Origin of the sequence: Thalassobacillus devorans MSP14, assembly GCF_000496835.1 — a bacterium.
GTDB classification, from domain to species: domain Bacteria; phylum Bacillota; class Bacilli; order Bacillales; family Halobacillaceae; genus Thalassobacillus; species Thalassobacillus devorans_B.
The window spans coordinates 1012849-1031492 of the sequence record NZ_KI543237.1; the positions used below are offsets into that span (position 1 = coordinate 1012849).

An 18644-nucleotide genomic window follows, 5' to 3' on the forward strand; every position below is an offset into this window, starting at 1 on the left:
CGAAAATGATGAACCCCCCCTGAGACAGTTGTCTCAGGGGGTTTTTTTAGAATGGGTTGGTTGCCCATTGGGCAGAAGTTTTGATGAAGATTCGTGGATGGAGCTTCAATTGGGCAATCATATATTCAGCAATGTCTTCCGGCTGCATGAATTTTTGCTTTTCTTCTTCGGTAATATCTCCTTTACCAGTAAGCTCGGTAGCAACCATGCTCGGTGTCATGGCAAACACACGGATGTTGTGCGGACGAACCTCCTGCATCAAGGCTTCACTCATTCCCAGTAAACCGAATTTAGAGGCACTGTAAGCCGTTGATCCTGCCGTCCCTTTCAAACCGGACATGGATGATATATTGATGATATCGCCGCCTTGCTTTTCGATCAACTGTGGCAGGACATTTCGAGTGATATGGTAAACACCCATGAGATTGACATCAATGGTTTGTTTCCAATCCTCCGGATCCATTTCCAGGAATGAGCCTTTTTTCATAATTCCAGCATTATTGATTAGAATATCAAAGGTTCCCAGCTTATCCGTCAGATTTGCCACTGCTTTTTCAACCTGTTCTGGTGAAGAAACATCTACTGCCGCATAGGCTGCTTGTACTCCGAACGTTTCTGCTTCCGCTGTCACTTTCTTTAATGAAGCCTCTGTCCGTGCGATCAAACCGACATTTACTCCCTCTTTCGCCAGGGCGAGTGCTGTTTCCCTGCCAATACCTCTTCCTGCACCCGTTATCAATGCGACTTTTCCTGTCAGTGACTGTGCCAAATTCATTCCCCTTTCTATTACATACTATTTTAAGCCTATCAAAAAAAAGCATATCTGTTTATTTTGACGCCTTGCTTCTATTAAAGTTAAAAGTGAACTAGTAAAAAGGAGGAATGATTGAATGAGTAAAAGTAACGATTTCATCCAGTATTTTTTATCCCATCGCTCCGTTACGAATGAATTGGCAGCAAAAATAGGAACGGAGGACGTAAACTATCAGCCTACTCCAACTTCGATGCCTGCACGTAAACTGGTAAATCACATGCTGAAAAGTTTTTACCAGTTTACTGCTGCTGCAGCCCAGCAGGAACCGAAACAACTGTTTGAGCAGGAAGAAGATGCTTCGCTTACGGAACTGGCAGAGACTTATACCAGTGAGACGAAAAAGCTGATTGAGTCTATGTCCGATGAGGATTTCTCCGTTATTGTTGACTTAACAGAAATGTTAGGTGTTAAACTTCCGGCAGAGAAAGTGCTGAACCTGGCGATGGATCACGAAATCCATCATAAAGGCAACCTGTTCGTGTATGTACGCGAAATGGGAAATACTGAGCTTCCGATGTTCGTAAAACAAGGATGACAAGATAATCGGGTGCTCCTTTTTAAAGGATCTCCTCGTTCATGAAGGATATCGGCCTCTCCTGGCGAATATAGTTGAAATAACCTTAATGTCAGGAGGCCTACCCTTGATCGAATTCCAACCAATGAACGATAAATCCTATCAAGCTTACATTAACTTTCTTATCCCTGATTATGCGGAGGAAATCGGGCGTAACTTCAACAAACCTGCTGAAAAAATTCTCGAAGATGCCTACGAACAATTTGCGCAGCTGCTTCCCGACGGAAGGAATACGAAGGATCACTATATCCTCCACATTCACGACCTTTCCACAAAAGAGCACGTAGGAAAGTTATGGTACAACATAAAAAAGGAAGAAAACTCCGCCTATATCTATCATATTTTGATTGAAGAGCCTTTTCGCGGCAAAGGATACGGCAGCAGGACATTGTCCCACCTGGAACAGGTTTTAAAAGCACAGGGAATTGCCACAATTGGCCTGAATGTATTCGGGGATAACAAAAAAGCCTTTCATATTTATCAAAAAATGGGATACCATACTGGCGCGATAGTTATGGAAAAAGTATTGTAGCACGAACTTTGCAGGTGGAATATTCAGGAGCAGAGAAAAGCAGCCATTGGCTAAGGACCAATGACTGCTTTTTATTTTGCTGATTTTATTCAGCTTCTTATGCCAGGACCCTAAAAAGTGCGATTTATGATCCCTGGTAATCTTTCGGTTTGATTTCTTCCCCATTCTTCCCGCTATATCGAAGTCCCCAGCCAGTCAAGGCGGCGATAAACATGACGATTAATAATCCCCAACCTTGAAAGACGAATGGAAATACTTCGGTCGGGCTTACTACCGGTAGAAAATCGTATTCATCTGCAGCGCCTTTGATCGTTGCCCATGCAAGCAGGACGCCTCCACTCCACGGGAATATATACCCTAACGATGAAGATACAGTATCTAAGAAATTCGCTCTCCGGTAAGAATGGATATTCATTTCCTTACCTATCTTTCTGACAAAAGGCGCGGCAGCGATTTCTGCAGCAGTATTGATGGTAATAAACACATTCAGGAAAGCTACAATAGCAAAAATGGAAAGCTCTGCTCTGCGCACAACGTTATTAATGATATTTAAAAAGAAGTTTTTGATCGTTTCCATCGTACCAGCTACTTCCATTAAATGAGCAGCAGCGAGAATAAATAAGATTAAAATAGCCATATTGAAATAGCCACCGATCCCACTCATCAATGCCCCTTCAATGACCGCTTCTCCTGATTCATTTCGATACACATGAAGAATTTTCGTCAAACTGCTTCCTGTTAAGAAAATAAATACAACTGATGCAACGATCCCCCATGTCAAAGAGGTAAGAAGGTGGTGGCCCGATAAGGCAAGGTACAATACGAGAACGAATGGAATCAGCATCCATAACCCGTTCGGTCCAACCTGGCTTTGTAACTCGCTTAATGCAGCTTCATTACCACCGGATCCGCCACCGCCAAAAATAATAAATAAAATCAATGCTGGAATAGCAGCGGTGACGGAATATTTGAATCGTGATCGAACAACTCCAGGTACATCCGCTTCCTGTGTCGTCGCGGAAACAATCGTCGTATCAGAAACCGGTGCCAGGTTATCTCCGAATACAGCACCACTTAAAATCGCAGCTAATAAAATTACAGGATCTGCACCAAGGATAACCCCGGCTGGGTACATCAGAATTCCGAATGTAGCTACGGTTCCATAACCTGTCCCGACAGCTGTAGCGAACAATGCTGACAGCAGGAAGGTCAAGCCGACGAACATTCCGCCTTCAACACCGGTCTGGAAACCGAACCAGATCAAACCATCCACTAGTCCACCTGCAGATAACATTTTTGCGAACATCCCTGCCCAAAACCAGGCGATTACGGCAATAACACCAATTGGCTGGGCCATACCTGTAAACAGGCTTTGGGCATAATCCGCCCACTTCGATTTAGTGAAAAACAATCCAAGGGCAATACCAATCACCATACCAAGCACAAGCGCTTCTTCTGTGACAAGCTTGGCCACACTCAAAGAAATTGCCCAAATGATGAAAAATACTAATGGAATCGTAGCAGCAAATACACCGCCTCGAAATTCCAGTTTCTTGATTGATTTTTCACCAATCGCTTCATCAATGACTTCATCTTGCTGTTTTTTACTCATATGACTCCCTCCAAGTAACTCATTCACTGCACAAGTGTATCATATCTCGCAAAAATGTAAACGCTTCCAATTAATTTGGTTGGTTTTCCCGGATACGACAGTCATATACTTCGAGTAAAGAACTGATTTTATGTCATCTATTTATTGCTAAGCTATAAAAAAGGGACCGGCCTCTCGAAGAGGCCACGGAAAAGTCCTTTCTCCTTAAAAGGGGAGCTGTCAAAGTTTGTTGTTGTGTCTCACGAATCGCTTAATCGTGGAATCAACATTCCCATAACTAAAAAGAGTGATTTTCTTTGATTAATAAAAGAAAATCACTCTCTTTTTACATATGAGCAATCAATTTTTCCGGGTTACTTCCTGAAGAACAAACCCGCTTTCCGGGACAGAAGGCATTCGTACCATACTGTAGGTCAAGTCCTGTTCAGGCACCTGATACGTAATTTCTTTGGTAAGAAAATCGAGACTTGCCTTCATGACATGCAAGGTTGCCCATTCTCCCGGGCAGCGATGGTTTTTGTAATAGTCACCGCCTCCCTGCGGGATCAAATCGAACAAGCCGCCGTTCCAGTCTTCAAAGCGTTCTGGATAAAAATTGTCAGGTTCCTTCCATAGCCTCGGGTCATGATTGGTTCCATAGATATCCAGCAAGACGAGCCGGCCTTTTTCGAATTTGGTGTCATTCCAGATGAATCCCCGGCGCACACGAGCCCCTAAAAAGGGGCCAAACGGATAATAGCGGCGGACTTCCTGGGAAAACATCTCAAAGAAATCATCATCTGCTTCATGCAGCTTGGTTTGGTATTGCGGATGGTCATGCAACGCTAATGCACTGAATGTAATGAAATTGGTAATCGCTACGATGGGACGCAGTACGTTAATCAATTCAATAGCTGCCATCTGTGAGTCAAGATGCTCTCCGTTCAAATCACGGTGAAAAGCCATGGCGTAAAGGGCTGTATCCTCATTTGCTTCTAACTCGCCATCACGCACCTCGTGAATCACTTTCTTAATCCACGCTTCCCCTCTTTTCCTTGCTTTTCTACCTTGCCAATGTCTGGGGCCCACTGCCCCAAATGCATCCACCATATCCCAGAAGTCGTCTGCCCGTTCTTTTACTTCCGTGTCATCTAGTGGAACGCCTGCCCAGCGGCAAGCAGCCCGGCACAACACTTCCTTTGCTTCCTGAAAAAGCACCACTTTTTCAGCGGTTTTCCATGCCGGGAGTTTGCTATGCCATTCTTCTGTTGTTATTTCAGAAAGGCGCTGCAACTGTTTTTCTGTCATCAGCGACATGAACAGCTGTTTTCGATGCTCATGGGCCTCTCCATCCATCCCCTGGATGGCGTTTTCACCAAAGAGCGTTTTCTGAATCCGCTTTGGCGCTGCATTTTTACGTGTGAATTTCTCTTTATTATAAAAAAGCTCTGCTGCCTCATCCCCGCTCATGCAGATCACTTTTTCACCTAATAAACGTGTTTCAAAAATATCTGACCCATAGCTCCGGCATCTATTTGGGATAAAACGGTACCCTTCCCGCAATAAAGCAATGCTGTTATCAAGCGTTTGTTCACGTGGGATTGGAGTAACTGCATTCATTGGATGATATCGCTCCTTCCTTAGAGAGTTTGTAGTTATGTTCCCCAGAATACTGCCAGCAAACCCGTTCCGGTTCCGTAAATCATAAATAATTTCAGCCATATTTTTTCATTCTGTTCATAAGTTGAAAATAAGGAGATGATCAACCATGAATATGGAACAACTATGTCATCAGTTCGGAACGATACTTGGCGGAGAAGGAAAGTTCGAGCATGGCGTCTGTTCGGTGGAACTGGAACGGGATTTAAACGTACAGATTCAGGGGCGGCCAAGCAAGGCAGAACTCCATGCCGAGATGATGTTTGAATCATTGGATCACAACGGCCTGGCCTTGAATATGGGGGAGACAGTTATATTAGAAGAGGAAGTCTATCCATTCCTGTCGGTCTTGCAGAAAAATGGCATCCTGGTGAGTGCTCTGCATAACCACTGGCTGTTCGCTGAGCCGACAATTCTTTATCTTCACTTTCAATCGGTAGAACCGCCGTTGTCGTTTGCCCATAAGGTGGCAGAGGCGCTGCGGGTCTTTCAAAGATAAACGGGTCATCCATTTTCGGATGACCCGTAACGTAACATCTATTTGATTTATACTGGTCCCCAGCCAATCATGACAGCAATCACCAGCATGACGATGGCGATCACCGTCCAAATAAGCAACAGCGGGAGCATCCATTTTGCCCATTTAATCCATGAAACTCCTGCGACTGCTAAACTGGCCATCAACGGACCGGAGGTAGGGAAAATACTATTCGTGAAGCCATCACCGAATTGATAAGCCTGAACGGCTACTTGTCGTGTAACCCCGACCATATCCGCCAATGGGGACAGGATAGGCATGGCGATCATGGCCTGGCCCGACCCGGAAGGTACGAGGAAGTTCATCGCTCCATTGGCTACAAACATGCCTAATGCAGCGAATACGGGTGACAGCCCTTCTAAAGGTACAGATAAAGCTTGAACAAATGTATCAAGAATTGCCGCATTCTCCATCACAATCAAAATAGCCCTCGCTACTCCAATGATCAACGCTCCATAGACAAGCTTTTGGCAACCCTCTAAGAAAGTAATTGCAAGCCTGTTGTAATTCATCCCGGCGATTACTCCAGAAACAAGGCCAATGATGATGAAGAAGGCAGCCATATGATTAATGGTCCATTTGTATTGAATGGTAGCATAGATAAAAAACAGTAAAGAAAAGCCTACAAAGGAAAGAATCATTTTATGACGTGCTGTAAATGGCGCGCTCAGATCGTCATTACTTGATTCACCAGCTTCCAAAACACCAATCAAGCTTTTGGATGGATCGTTTAAAACTTTTTTGGCATAGACCCAGGTATACATGATGGTAACTCCTACAATGACCACAAAGGCTATCACCCGCAGCAGCATTCCTGAAAAGAGCGGAATATCGGCAATTGATTGAGCAATCCCGACTGTATAGGGGTTCAGGAAACCGACATTGAATCCGGCAAAAGTAGCACCGAACGTTATCGATACGGCAACAATCGCATCCAGTTTCAGCGCTCTTGCTATTATTACACCAATCGCTACAAAAGGAATGACGGAGTTAGCTACTGCTCCTACAGCTCCTCCTAAGGCGAACAATATGGAGACCACAGCAATCAACCAGAACTCTTTTCCCTGTGTCTTATTGACCGCCCGCAAAATGCCTCCTTTGATGGCTCCGGAACGCTCAACTACTTCAAAAGCTCCACCGGCAAATAACACTAGAAAAATCAAACCAGCAGACTCTATCATTCCAGTCTGCAACGCTAAAAAAATATCCATGAATCCTGTAGGGTTTCCTTCCACTGATGCATATGTACCAGGGACAACCCGCTCAACTCCATCAACTACTTCTCTCTCAAACGATCCAGATGGCACGATATAAGTGGCAATAACTGCCAGTATTAAAACTAAAAATAGAATGACGTAAGTATCTGGCATCTCCCATTTTTTCTTATTTTTGATAGATTCTTCATGATTAACATTAACTTTCTGAGGTTGTGCATTCATTTATATTAATTCCTCCTAATTTATTTTTATGCAAATATGTCGAGTTCGCCCTCCTTATAAGTGTTGATAATACAACAAATTAAATGTTGATAGAATTATTGATGTTGTATATTATATAAGTTGTCGTATAAAAATGCAAAGTGGATTTTTCAGAGATAGTAGATGACTAGGAGGCTTTTCTCATGATTCATTCTGTTTTTCAAAAAATAGATAACCTTTATACAGAAATGGTAGATCTCCGGAGAGATTTACACATGCATCCAGAGCTATCACACCAGGAACAACGCACCCCTGAATTGGTTGCGGATTACCTGGAAGGGTTAGGTTTAGAAGTTAAAAAAGGGGTTGGCGGGAATGGCGTGATCGGATACTTACATGGTGGACATCCTGGGGAGACTATCGCGCTAAGAGCAGATTTTGATGCTCTTCCCATGCAGGATGAAAAAGATGTACCTTATAAATCAAAAGTCGATGGCATTACACATGCCTGCGGCCATGACATTCATACGGCAGCTTTATTAGGGGTGGCAAAAACCCTCGTTGCAATTAAAGATTCCCTCTCAGGGACCATTGTTTTTATCCATCAGTTTGCCGAAGAAGTCAGCCCGGGAGGAGCAGAAGCAATGATTGCAGATGGCTGCCTGGAAAATGTGGATGCAATTTATGGCGCGCATGTATGGTCTGAGAATAAAACCGGCGAAATCCTTTTTAACGAAGGATTCACGATGGCAGCAGCTGACACGTTTGAAATCGATATCCAGGGAAAAGGGGGACACGGTGCTCTTCCCCACCTGACTATCGACCCTGTCGTTGCAGCCAGTCAGCTTGTCCTGAGTTTACAGCAAATTGCAAGCAGAAATGTGGATCCCTTAAAAGCAGCCGTCATCACTGTCGGCTCCTTTCATAGTGGAGAAGCATTGAATGTCATACCTGATTCCGCTTCGGTAAAAGGGACGGTACGTACATATGATGAAAATGTACGAAAAATGATCAAAGACAAAATACAAAAAGCTGCGCAAGGTTTGGAAGTTCAGACAGGTGCTGAAATAGGCGTCGATTACCATTTCGGCCATGCTTCTTTATACAATCACCCTGGGCAAACAGCCTCACTAAGAGAATTGACAAAGGACCACTTACCGGCATTTGATATTAAACAAATGCCTCCGTTTATGGGAGCTGAAGATTTTGCCTATTATTTAAAAGAAGTCCCTGGCACGTTTTTCTTTGTTGGTGGCAGAAATGAAGAAATCAATGCTATCTATCCCCATCACCACCCTAAATTTGATGTGGACGAAAGCTCTATGGCCACTATCGGCAAAGTATTCGCGCTTGCTTTGATGGGACATGGGATCATACCTGAAATGGGTGAAAAAATAATGGAAGTTTAAGAACAAAAGCGTTTGCGCCATGCTCACCCCCGACTAGCTTAAGACAAGCATCGTCGTGACGTATCAGGTCACGACGATGCTTGTACTAAGACCTCGAGGGGTAGGAGCTGGATGTGGCCCACCACTTAAAGTTATCTACACAAAGAAAACTTTATAATTTCCTGGACAACAGCAAAGGCTGACCTCATCACGGTCAGCCTTTTTCCGTTTAAATACCCAGTACTTACCGCCCATATTCATGTTTATTTTATTCTTCCCTCCTCTCTACTTTTAATTCTACTTTAAGCTCCCTCAAACAGAAGCCTATCCATACATGTATCGATTATTAACGAAATTACATACCCTTAACATTCTCTCAATATAAGATTAATAGTTTAACCGTAATATGATGGCTGTATCACCAATAACATAACGTAATGGGAGGAATCAGGTTTGTTTAACAAAAATTTTTCTAAGAAACTACTACCAGTCGCAATCATGTCTACCTTTATTTTTGGCAGTACGGCAGGCTCGTTCGGTACGGAAGCTGCTGCTAAACCAGACACCAGTAAGAGTGAAATCAAAAACGTCATTTTCCTGATCGGAGATGGCATGGGCACCTCTTATACTTCAGCCTATCGATACTTAAAGGACGATCCTTCTACTCCTTACACAGAAAATACCGCTTTCGATAAACATTTAATCGGTATGCAGGAAACGTATTCCTGGGATAAAGAAGAAAGCATCACCGATTCTGCTGCAGCTGCAACTTCCATGGCTGCCGGGATTAAAACATACAATGGCGCCATTGCTGTCGATATGGAAAAAAACGAAGTGAAAACAGCTTTGGAACTGGCGAAGGAACAAGGAAAATCAACTGGGCTGGTTGCTACCTCCCAAGTGAACCACGCCACACCGGCATCTTTCGGGGCACATGATGAATCACGCCATAATTACAATGATATTGCCGATGATTATTTTGATGAAAAAGTGAATGGAGAACATAAAATCGATGTCATCCTCGGCGGTGGTACTTCCTATTTTGACCGGGAAGACCGCGACCTTACGGAAGAATTCCAGAAGGATGGCTATAGTTACGTGGATACACGGGAAGAAATGCTGAATGATGATAACGAACAAATTCTTGGCTTATTTGCACCTAAAGGGATGGATAAAATGATTGACCGTACGGAAGAAAGTCCATCTCTAAAAGAAATGACCTCTACTGCGCTGGATCGTTTAAGTAAGAATAAGGATGGATTTTTCCTTATGGTGGAAGGCAGCCAGATTGACTGGGCAGGGCATGATAATGATGTTGTGGCAGCAATGAGCGATATGCAGGATTTTGAAGAAGCATATCAGGAAGCAATCGAATTCGCCAAAAAGGATAAGCATACCCTTGTGATTACTACGGCTGATCACTCTACCGGCGGCATGACTATGGGCCGTGACGGAGAATACAAATGGGACCCGGCACCGATTAAAGCCGCAAAGCGTACCCCGGACTTCATGGCTGCTGAAATTGCAGATGGTGCTGATGTAGAAGAAACGCTATCCAACTACATTGACTTAGATATGACTCAGGAAGAAATCCAATCGGTCAAAGATGCGGCTGAAAATGGGAACACCACAGAAATCGATAACGCTATCGAGCGAATCTTCGATCTGCGCTCCGGCACTGGCTGGACGACTGGCGGACATACTGGTGAAGATGTCATCGTTTATGGTTATGGTCCACAATCCGGTCAGTTCGCAGGACTTCATGATAACTATGAAATCGGCCAAAAAGTAATGGCAGTTTTAGATGGAAAGCGAGCAGTTAAGAAATAATAAATACGCCGCTGTCTTTCTGGCAGCGGCCATTTTTCTATGTCTGGATAAAGGAGGCAATCGAATGAAATACCTGATGATGGCAGTTTTAAGCATGAGTCTATTAGCCGGGTGCTCGACAGATGGTACAGGCAATGAAAGTCACGCCGAAGCAAAAGATAGTACGGTACCATTTGAAATTCCGGAAAAAACCAAGTATACGAATAACCCACAGGCAAGTGACGACAGCGAGCTGAAAAAAGCAGGCGACCACATGGAGGATGAGAATGGCCAGTTGACCCTCGAAGCGATCAAAAAGGTGCAGGCAGTTGAAGAAATCGGGCCCATGCAGCTTGTAATCGAAAATATCAAGGTGTTGAACTACTCCCCTTCTCCGGATCTGATCGACTATTTTCATGCATTCAGCGATAATGAAGCGAATTTCAACTATATCAAGTTTACGGTTGCCGCTAAAAATACCAGCGATCAGCCGGTCAACTTCGCTCCAGTAGAACTGCTGGAAACGAGTACTGGCGAAAAGAAAGATTTTGATGATGATTTTTATCTGGAAAATTTATATGGTGTCTATCAACCTGGTGATATAAAAGTCGGCAATATGGGCTTTGTTCTTAATGAAACGAATGTCGATGAGCTTAAATCTATCACAATCAAAACCAGTGATGTCATGAATGAAGAACAGGACTCTATACATGCCGGTAAAGAAATAAAAATTAAAATCAAATAATAATCTTAAATCCAGCATCAACAGAAAAGAACAGCCCTGTAACTATCCGGGCTGTTTTTTCTTTTTCCTCAGACAATACCTTCTTTAATCCTGTACCGATAAACGTACCGATCAAACCAGCGATACTTGTTCCACCAATCCTCCCCAGTCTGCTTTTCCATCTTGAGTCAACCCCATGACGGTTACAACGATAAAGACACCGAGAACATAAGGTGACCAAAACTTTACCATGCGTTTTATCAACTTATCTCCCCTGTCCTTCTTTCACAGCTGCAAATACAGTCTGGTTACGTGCGGCACCCATTCCCGCTGCTATCATGACAACTAAAATTCCGATAAAAATCACGATTGGTGTGATGACGGTCGCTGTTAAATCAAGAATGATACCAATCAATATGGGTCCGATAGCAGCCAGCGCATACCCAAATGACTGGGCCATACCGGATAACGCTGCACTCTCACGCGCGTTTGCAGCACGGAGTCCAAGCAGCGTAAGAGCCAGGCTGATGCTGGATGCCTGGCCCATTCCCATCAGCATAACACTCCCAGTCAGCCAGCCGGTACTGGTGCTGACTAACATTCCAGTCAATCCGGTAAGATAAAGCGTACCAATCATGATAATTAACCCCTGCTGGTTGCGGGAACGGTCTGCCAGCACAGGGGTCAGAAAGGTCATCGGCAGCCCGGACAGCTGCATTGTAGATACCATCAACCCTGCTGCTGCGACGCCTAACCCTTTTCCGGTCATGATTTCCGGAAGCCAGGTAATCAGAGTGTAAAATAAAAACGACTGCAGTCCCATGAAAATAGTGACCTGCCAGGCTATTTTCGACTTCCAAATTGGAGGTCCTGTGAGTCCGGCTGTTTGCTTGTCCTCCTTTTTTACAGGACGGGAAAGCTGGGGAATCCATAATAAAGCAGCAATCAGTGCAAGCAGTACCCAAGAGAACAGAGCCATTTCCCACCCTAGGCCCAGCCCTTTTGCAAGCGGGATGCTGAGGCCGGAACCAACTGCTGAAAAAACGGACATGGACGTCGTATAAACAGCCGTCATCAAACCGATTCTTCCAGGATAGCGATCTTTGATGATACCCGGAAGCAGTACATTGGAAATGGCAATACCTACCCCGACGAGGGCGGTGCCGGTGTATAACGCAGGGGCTGTGGCAATTATACGGATGGTGATGCCGATCATCAGCGTCACTAATCCAACGAAGACCATCCGCTCATAGCCGAACCGATTACCAAGTTTAGGAGCTACAAACGAAAACACCGCAAAAGAAATCAACGGCAGGGTAGTAATAAATCCAGCAGCACCGTAGGAAATGCCCAAATCTGTCCGGATGAAACGGAGGAGTGGGCCGACGCCGGTGATGGCTGGACGTAAATTGAACGCGACAAACATGATGCCGATGATTAAAAGTAGTTTCTTTGTTTGTGATGGCTGATCTTTCATTTCTATTATCCTCTCATGTCATAAATCATTACTTACCATCCTATCATTTTCAAAATTATTGTAAATCGGGAACATCTTTCAAATAAGTTGCTCGAACGCTTAAGGGAACGTAGAATAGAAAGAATATAATACATCGGAAAAGGTTGATGAAGCATTGAAACAATTATCTCTCAAGTATTACTGGTTAGGAAGACTACTTGCTTCGGATCCGGGACGAAAGCGGTTGAACCAGGCAGGCAAAGCTACGTTGAGCCTGATCTCCTCGGTCTTTACGGTCATTCTCCTTTTTAACTGGGCTGGCCAGGAGGCGTTGACCCCGGCAATCGTAGCTGGCATGGCTGGCATGTTGGGCGTTATGGCTGTTATGGATGATACGAAACAGGAAAAGCAAGTGACTACTGGCCTGCTTGCGATCTCTGCTGTGGGAGGGGTAACCCTGGGCGCATTATTCGCTGGCAGTGTCTTCCTCGTTTCCGCACTCATGATTGGCATCATCACTTCCGCCTTTTATTTCACCAGATACGGAAGCCGTTACTTTTCCCTTGGTATGATTGGCTTTATGACCGTTTACATTTCTTCCTTTTTAAAGTTATCTCCCGTCCAATTCCCTTGGTTCTATCTGGCGATTGCTATCGGAATCAGTTACGCCTTCATGTATAATTTCTTCCTTTTCAAAGATTCCGTACATATGCTGAGAAGAAGTATCCAGTCGTTTCACACCCAGGCGAATTTGACCTTTCAACTGTTGGTCGAAATGATTCAGGACCCGGAAATAAAAGAATCCCGGGCGAAAAAACTTCATTACAACGTACGTAAGCTGCGTGAATATGCCAGCAACGTCGCGACTGATTTGAACACGCACGATGTTGGAGAAATTTGGCCAGGCCTCACGACCTCGCAAGTACGGCTTTACGTTTTTGATACAGCTATGTTTGTCGAAACCCTGGCTGACTCGCTTTCTGAATTGAAACGGAATGACGCTTTTGAGACAGATGAAGTAAGGCAATTGCTTGTGGAGGTGATTGCTGCGCTTCGTAAAGCAGATGTGCTGGCACCGGAATATGAAAAAGAGAATTTACACACCGCCCAGCGAGCCACCGTGAAATTCCGTGATAAGATCAATCAGCTTTTTGACGAACAAGGTCCCCGTCCCAAAGGCAGGCTTTATTTATTGCGCCGCATCGACTCAATTGCTGATCATGTCACCAACGGTGCGATTGAAATCCAGCTTTCCCTGCAAAAAGGAGATAGTGAATCCTCTTCAGATGAGGAGCGGGAGAGTGAGGAAGAAGTGGTGACAGAAGACGAAAAAGAAGAGGGGTTGGAACCATCTACGAAAAAAGCATTGCAGGCATTGGCTGGCGGCACAATTGCTATCATCGTGGGACATCTCATTTCACCCATTCAACCCTACTGGGTGATCCTGACGACATTCATCATCCTGCTTGGGACTGAGACGGTCGGCCGGACCTATCTGAAAGGACTCCAGCGGTCTGTAGGCACGGTCATCGGTGCGGTTATCGGTTTCGGTCTTGCCCGGCTTGTTTCCAACTATACAGCCGTTGAAGTATTGCTGATTTTTACTGTCGTATTTTCCGCCTTCTATATTCTGACGGTTTCCTATACCGCGATGAGCATTTTCATCACCTTACTCATCGCCTTCATGTACGACCTGCTGTTAGGCGGCATCAGTTTAGAATTATTAGGTGCCCGTGTCATTGATACGATTGCCGGCGGAGCGATTGCTTTTATCGTATCCGCGGTTCTTTTACCGACTAAGACGCATGATAAGGTGAACGAAACGTTCGCTGATTACCTGGAAGAGTTGAAAGGTTATGTGAGTCCATATGTTAAAAGTTTTCATGAACCGGTTAACGTAAAAGAATTGGCAGAACAGGCATTTGCGATGGAAGAAAAGGTCCAGGCTATCAAAGATGAATCCCAGCCGATTTTACAGCGTCCCGGGGCGATGAAGCAATCGGAACTATCCAGGTGGATTACGATTTTCACAGCAATCAACTACTATGCCAAACATTTGGTAGCTTCCTCTTATCAGAAGCATTTCGTCTATCCGGAAGAGTTAAAAGATGTGTTTCCAAAGATTGAGGAAAAACTGGAATACAACATTGATGTTCTTATTGGCAAGATAAGGGGCGAAGAATCTTCTGGGCAGTTATACGATCTACAAGATGAACGCGAGCAAATCGAACGTCTGGCACCCGGAAACGATCAGGGAAAGGGTGACCTTGTCCACCACCTTTATTATGTATGGCGAATCAATCAATCGTTGCTCATGCTTGCTGTCAAATTAGGGTTAAGATAACAAGACTCCAACGGCGGGAGTCTTGTTTGCATTTGAGGGGGATTCTGACTTAACGCCTACACCTTCTTCCTTAACTCCAAATTGGAGGATACAACCTCGTGCAAAAAAGTAAGCCGGGGACATCCCCGGCCTACATAATAATCATTATTCTTCTACTGTAGCATTTACAGAAACTTGCTTTGTTTCTCCATCTTCGTCTTCGTTTTCATCTTCTTCTGTTGCTTCATCTTCTTCTTCAACTGCTTCTTCACTTTCTTGGTCGACTTCGACCTCTTCCTGATCAGCTTCCTCGTCTGTTTCAACAGACTCTTCCGCTTCCTCTTCTTCCTTGGCTTCCTCATCAATTGCTGTTGTTAGGACTGCAGAATTTTCAGATGCATGTTCTTTTGCCGTAGCACTTGCATTTACAGATGCTTGAGCGTTTACTTTGTTTTGTTCAGCTTTGTTAACTTCTTCTTGTGCTTCGTCTGTTGCTTCTTCATCTTCCTCTGTTGTTTCTTCGTCTACCTCAACTTCTTCTGTAGACTCTTCTTCCTTAGTTGTTTCTTCCTCAGCTTCTTCTTCTCTAGTTTCTTCTTCAACGGTTTCTTCATTTTCATCAGTTTCTGTTTCTTTATCTTCTGTTGCTTCCTCTGTTTCAGTTGTTTCTTCAACTTCTCCGGCAAGTACGGCAGAGTTTTCAGAAGCATTCTCTTTTGCTGTGGCACTTGCATTCGCTGACGCTTGAGCCTTCGCTTTATTTGCTTCGGACTTGTTTACTTCTTCTTTTGCTTTGTCTGCTGCTTCCTCAGTTGCTTCTTCGCTTTCTTCGACTGTCTCAACTACTTCCTTGGAAGCTTCTTCTGTTGCTTCTTCAGTTTCCCCTGCCAAAACTGCAGAGTTTTCAGAAGCATTCTCTTTTGCTGTGGCGCTTGCATTCGCTGACGCTTGAGCCTTCGCTTTGTTTTGTTGAGATTTGCTTACTTCTTCTTTTTCTTCCGCTTGAACAGTAACTTCAGCTGCTTTTTCTTGTTTTTCTGCAATCTTAACTGTTTTTTCTCCATGTGAAGATGCTGCGTCTGCAGATTGTACTCCAACGAATCCTCCAATTGTCAATGTTCCTGCAAATACTAGAGTTTTGAACCATGTGTTTTTCATCTTTGAATCGCTCCTTAATTTTTATATTAGTTTTGTGATTTAGGTGCTTTTATAAAATTAAGAAGCGTTTTTCGGTGGTTCTGCTGGCGGGGCATTCACCCATTGATCTGTGAGAAACTCAGATCTTATCCCGATGGTTTGCGAGTTTGAGGCAACGAACAGGAAAGAACCTGGCAGGTTTCCTTTAATTAAAGAAAAAGTGGTCTGGCCGCCAAAGTCACCTCCGCTCGAAGATACTGGTGACGGAAACGAAGCTGGCTTGGTCATATGTATCTGAGCGATCGGGTCTTTCCTTGGCTCTGGAAGTGGTGCCGGTTCTTCTTGCTCTTGTTTATCCGGTTGCTGATTATCAGCTGCATTATTTACTGGATTTTTCGCCTCTCCTGAATCAGCTGCTGAAGTTTCAACTTTTCCGTTCGTTGACCCAGCTTCAGCTTCTGCGGGCTGCAAATCTTCTGTTTTATCTGTTTGGTCATCAGCAGAGCTGTCCTTATGGTGTTTATCTGTTGATGCAGGTTGCTCTTCACCTTTGCCAAAGCTTTTCTCTACCGAACGTTTTGACCTCCCCTTTTCATCCTGCGGATTCTCTTCTATTTGTTTCTTTGCTGTTTTCCTATTAGAAGCCGCCCTCTTAAGCTCATTTGTCATTTCAGAAGCTTTGTCACTTGCCTGAGATGGCAGCGTTGAAGTTTTATCTTTTACCGCAGGTACTGCAGGTCCGCTTTCTTTTTTTGGCTGAATATTTTTACCTGTCGTCTCTTGAGAGATTTGCTGGCCATGAGCAGAAGCTCCTTCAGCAGTTTCAGAGGCTTGGTTCACCTGCTCTGCTGCTTGTTCTTTGGCAGACTGAGAAGTTGCTTCACCTTTCTCCGAAGCCTCTTCAGCGACAGGGTTTGATAAGGATTCTTTTTCTGCATCAGCCTGTGGTGTTGCCTGTTCAGGGGTAATTCCGTTATTCGCAAATGTATCGGTTGGAAGGAAAAATACCGCCAGTACCATTAGACATACATACAACAATGGTCTTGTGCGCATACGCTCACCTCCTTCCCTCTATCTAAAATAATTCCTGAATTCAGGCATTTTTCTGTCCGTTTTCTGAAAATTGTGTTAGGATTTGCCGAAATTAGTCCAGAACAAAAGCGCAAGCGCCTTGCTCACCCCCGACAAGCTTAAGTCAAGCCTCGCCGTGACGTTTTTGGTCACAGAGAGGATTGACTTAAGACCTCGAGGGGGTAGGCGCTGGCCGATGAAAACGCCACGTCCTGTGGCGACATCGGCACTAGCACGTCCTATGCGTCGGAGCTGGATGTGGCCCACCGTGTACAGTTATCCACAAATAGAAAATTTTATAATTTCCCAGACAATAAAAAAAGACCGGCCGGGCCAGTCTTTTAGCTTTCTTCTTTTTCTGTCTGGTTAATGATTGACGTACCTGCGAGGTCACCGGTCACATTCAATGCTGTCGCTCCCATCCCTACAAGAGCATCGACCGATGTGAGTAAGGCGACGACTTCCATCGGCAGTCCGACCTGGGTAAAGACGGTGGCAATCATGACGATTCCTGCACCGGGTACACCTGCTGTGCCGATGGAGGCAAGTGTGCCGACGATGACGATGGCAAGCAGTTCACCAAGCCCAAGTTCGGTCCCTGTATAGTTAGCCGCAAATACAGCAGAAACAGCGATCCTGACCGCTGCGCCATCCATGTTGATCGTCGCCCCGAGTGGCAGACTGAAGCCATATAAACTTTTTGAAATACCAAGGTTTTTAGCCGCATTTAATGTAAGCGGCAAGGTCCCGGAGCTGCTTTGGGTAACGAAGGCGGTAATCATCGGTGTCCGTGCTTGCGAAAAGAAATTGCCAGGGCTTACTTTGAACAACAGCATCAGTACAATGTAGATGACAACCTGTACGATAATCGCTATATAAAGCACACCAATCATGTTCCCCAACTCTACAATTGTATTCATCCCCTGATTGCCAACAGTTTGAGCGATGATGGCAAAAATACCAATGGGCACATACTGCAAAATCATATGCATGATTTTAAACGTAGCTTCGTTCAAACCATCGACCATTTTATAAACATGCTCCCCGAGAGCCCCGTTCTCTTTGGATCCTCTTAGAGCAGAGATTGCAATCCCAAATGCAATAGCAGTGAAAATGATACCGAGCAGATTCATTTCATTGAACGCTGTTACGATATTTTCAGGTACGATATTGAGAAGCACACTCGCTACTCCAGGATGTTCTCCTGCATCCACAGTCTGATCGGTCTGCTGTGTTACTCCTTCACCGGGTTTCATGATAGTTGCAATCGTCAACCCGACAATCAGTGCAAGAGCAGAGGTAGCTACGTAGTAAAGGAATACTTTTCCTCCCATCCTGCTCAAATTAGCCAGGCGAGTCTGGTTCACCCCTACAATTAAAGTAAATAAAACCAACGGAATAATGATGAATTGCAATAATCGGAGCAATAAATCACCAAACGGTGCCAATACGCTCGTACCTTCACCAAAGATGATACCTGTAACAATACCCAGAATAAGTGCAATGGTGATTTTTACAATCAGCGATACGCTTCTATATCGCTTCCAAAGTTTCTTAATATCTATCCCCCCTTACTATAATAAATCCTATATTATTTATCGGAATTTTAT

At 44.5% G+C, this 18644-nt stretch carries 16 protein-coding genes; 7 read left to right on the plus strand and 9 right to left on the minus strand.

The genetic code is table 11. From position 1 onward, the window contains the following. Positions 1-46: 46 nt before the first annotated feature. Entirely contained in the window at positions 47-775 is a 729-nt protein-coding gene (locus P855_RS0115130) for a 3-ketoacyl-ACP reductase (RefSeq protein ID WP_200865960.1), read from the minus strand. A 115-nt stretch (positions 776-890) separates the two neighbouring features. On the opposite strand from P855_RS0115130, the gene P855_RS0115135 reads away from it, so the two are divergent. Next, positions 891-1349 carry a DinB family protein gene (locus P855_RS0115135; protein WP_028784362.1) on the plus strand — a complete coding sequence of 153 codons (459 nt, stop codon included), beginning with the start codon at positions 891-893 and terminating at the stop codon, positions 1347-1349. Positions 1350-1455: 106 nt separating this feature from the next. Then, positions 1456-1920, plus strand: coding sequence for a GNAT family N-acetyltransferase (locus tag P855_RS0115140; RefSeq protein WP_051353249.1), 465 nt, complete (start codon positions 1456-1458; stop codon positions 1918-1920). A gap of 124 nt (positions 1921-2044) precedes the next feature. Here P855_RS0115140 and P855_RS0115145 read toward each other — a convergent pair whose 3' ends face one another. Both P855_RS0115145 and P855_RS0115150 read right to left on the minus strand, forming a co-directional pair. After that, a complete protein-coding gene (locus P855_RS0115145; protein WP_028784364.1) occupies positions 2045-3532 on the minus strand; it encodes a Na+/H+ antiporter NhaC family protein in 1488 nt (495 codons plus the stop codon). A gap of 339 nt (positions 3533-3871) precedes the next feature. Beyond that, a complete protein-coding gene (locus tag P855_RS0115150; protein ID WP_028784365.1) occupies positions 3872-5131 on the minus strand; it encodes a cytochrome P450 in 1260 nt (419 codons plus the stop codon). Positions 5132-5279: 148 nt separating this feature from the next. On the opposite strand from P855_RS0115150, the gene P855_RS0115155 reads away from it, so the two are divergent. Next, complete coding sequence (locus tag P855_RS0115155; protein ID WP_028784366.1) at positions 5280-5669, plus strand: DUF1259 domain-containing protein; 390 nt, start codon at positions 5280-5282, stop codon at positions 5667-5669. A 47-nt stretch (positions 5670-5716) separates the two neighbouring features. On the opposite strand, the gene P855_RS0115160 is transcribed toward P855_RS0115155, so the two are convergent. Then, the gene (locus tag P855_RS0115160; RefSeq protein WP_037986105.1) at positions 5717-7147 is read right to left on the minus strand and encodes a YfcC family protein; all 1431 of its coding nucleotides are present in this window, start codon (positions 7145-7147) and stop codon (positions 5717-5719) included. Positions 7148-7329: 182 nt separating this feature from the next. Between P855_RS0115160 and P855_RS0115165 the strand changes: the two genes are divergently transcribed. From P855_RS0115165 to P855_RS0115175, 3 genes are all read left to right on the plus strand, one after another. Further along, positions 7330-8535 (plus strand): M20 metallopeptidase family protein, encoded by a 1206-nt coding sequence (locus P855_RS0115165; protein ID WP_028784368.1) that lies wholly within the window; start codon positions 7330-7332, stop codon positions 8533-8535. 432 nt (positions 8536-8967) lie between these two features. Further along, positions 8968-10344: an alkaline phosphatase gene (locus tag P855_RS0115170; RefSeq protein WP_028784369.1), complete on the plus strand. Its 1377-nt coding sequence runs from the start codon at positions 8968-8970 to the stop codon at positions 10342-10344. Positions 10345-10408: 64 nt separating this feature from the next. Then, entirely contained in the window at positions 10409-11068 is a 660-nt protein-coding gene (locus P855_RS0115175; RefSeq protein WP_028784370.1) for a hypothetical protein, read from the plus strand. A 111-nt stretch (positions 11069-11179) separates the two neighbouring features. On the opposite strand, the gene P855_RS22670 is transcribed toward P855_RS0115175, so the two are convergent. Both P855_RS22670 and P855_RS0115190 read right to left on the minus strand, forming a co-directional pair. Further along, a complete protein-coding gene (locus P855_RS22670) occupies positions 11180-11311 on the minus strand; it encodes a hypothetical protein (RefSeq protein ID WP_268744495.1) in 132 nt (43 codons plus the stop codon). Between the two features lies 1 nt (position 11312). Then, the gene (locus P855_RS0115190; protein WP_028784371.1) at positions 11313-12524 is read right to left on the minus strand and encodes a CynX/NimT family MFS transporter; all 1212 of its coding nucleotides are present in this window, start codon (positions 12522-12524) and stop codon (positions 11313-11315) included. 154 nt (positions 12525-12678) lie between these two features. Between P855_RS0115190 and P855_RS0115195 the strand changes: the two genes are divergently transcribed. Then, positions 12679-14847, plus strand: a complete 2169-nt coding sequence (locus P855_RS0115195; protein WP_028784372.1) for an FUSC family protein — start codon at positions 12679-12681, stop codon at positions 14845-14847. A 144-nt stretch (positions 14848-14991) separates the two neighbouring features. Here P855_RS0115195 and P855_RS21560 read toward each other — a convergent pair whose 3' ends face one another. The 3 genes from P855_RS21560 to P855_RS0115210 all read right to left on the minus strand — a co-directional run bounded on the left by P855_RS21560 (position 14992) and on the right by P855_RS0115210 (position 18593). Next, on the minus strand, positions 14992-15984 hold the full coding sequence (locus P855_RS21560) for a hypothetical protein (protein WP_028784373.1): 993 nt from the start codon (positions 15982-15984) through the stop codon (positions 14992-14994). A 57-nt stretch (positions 15985-16041) separates the two neighbouring features. Continuing rightward, positions 16042-17016 (minus strand): hypothetical protein, encoded by a 975-nt coding sequence (locus P855_RS0115205; protein WP_028784374.1) that lies wholly within the window; start codon positions 17014-17016, stop codon positions 16042-16044. Positions 17017-17375: 359 nt separating this feature from the next. Continuing rightward, a complete protein-coding gene (locus tag P855_RS0115210) occupies positions 17376-18593 on the minus strand; it encodes a dicarboxylate/amino acid:cation symporter (protein ID WP_028784375.1) in 1218 nt (405 codons plus the stop codon). Between the last annotated feature and the right edge of the window lie 51 nt (positions 18594-18644).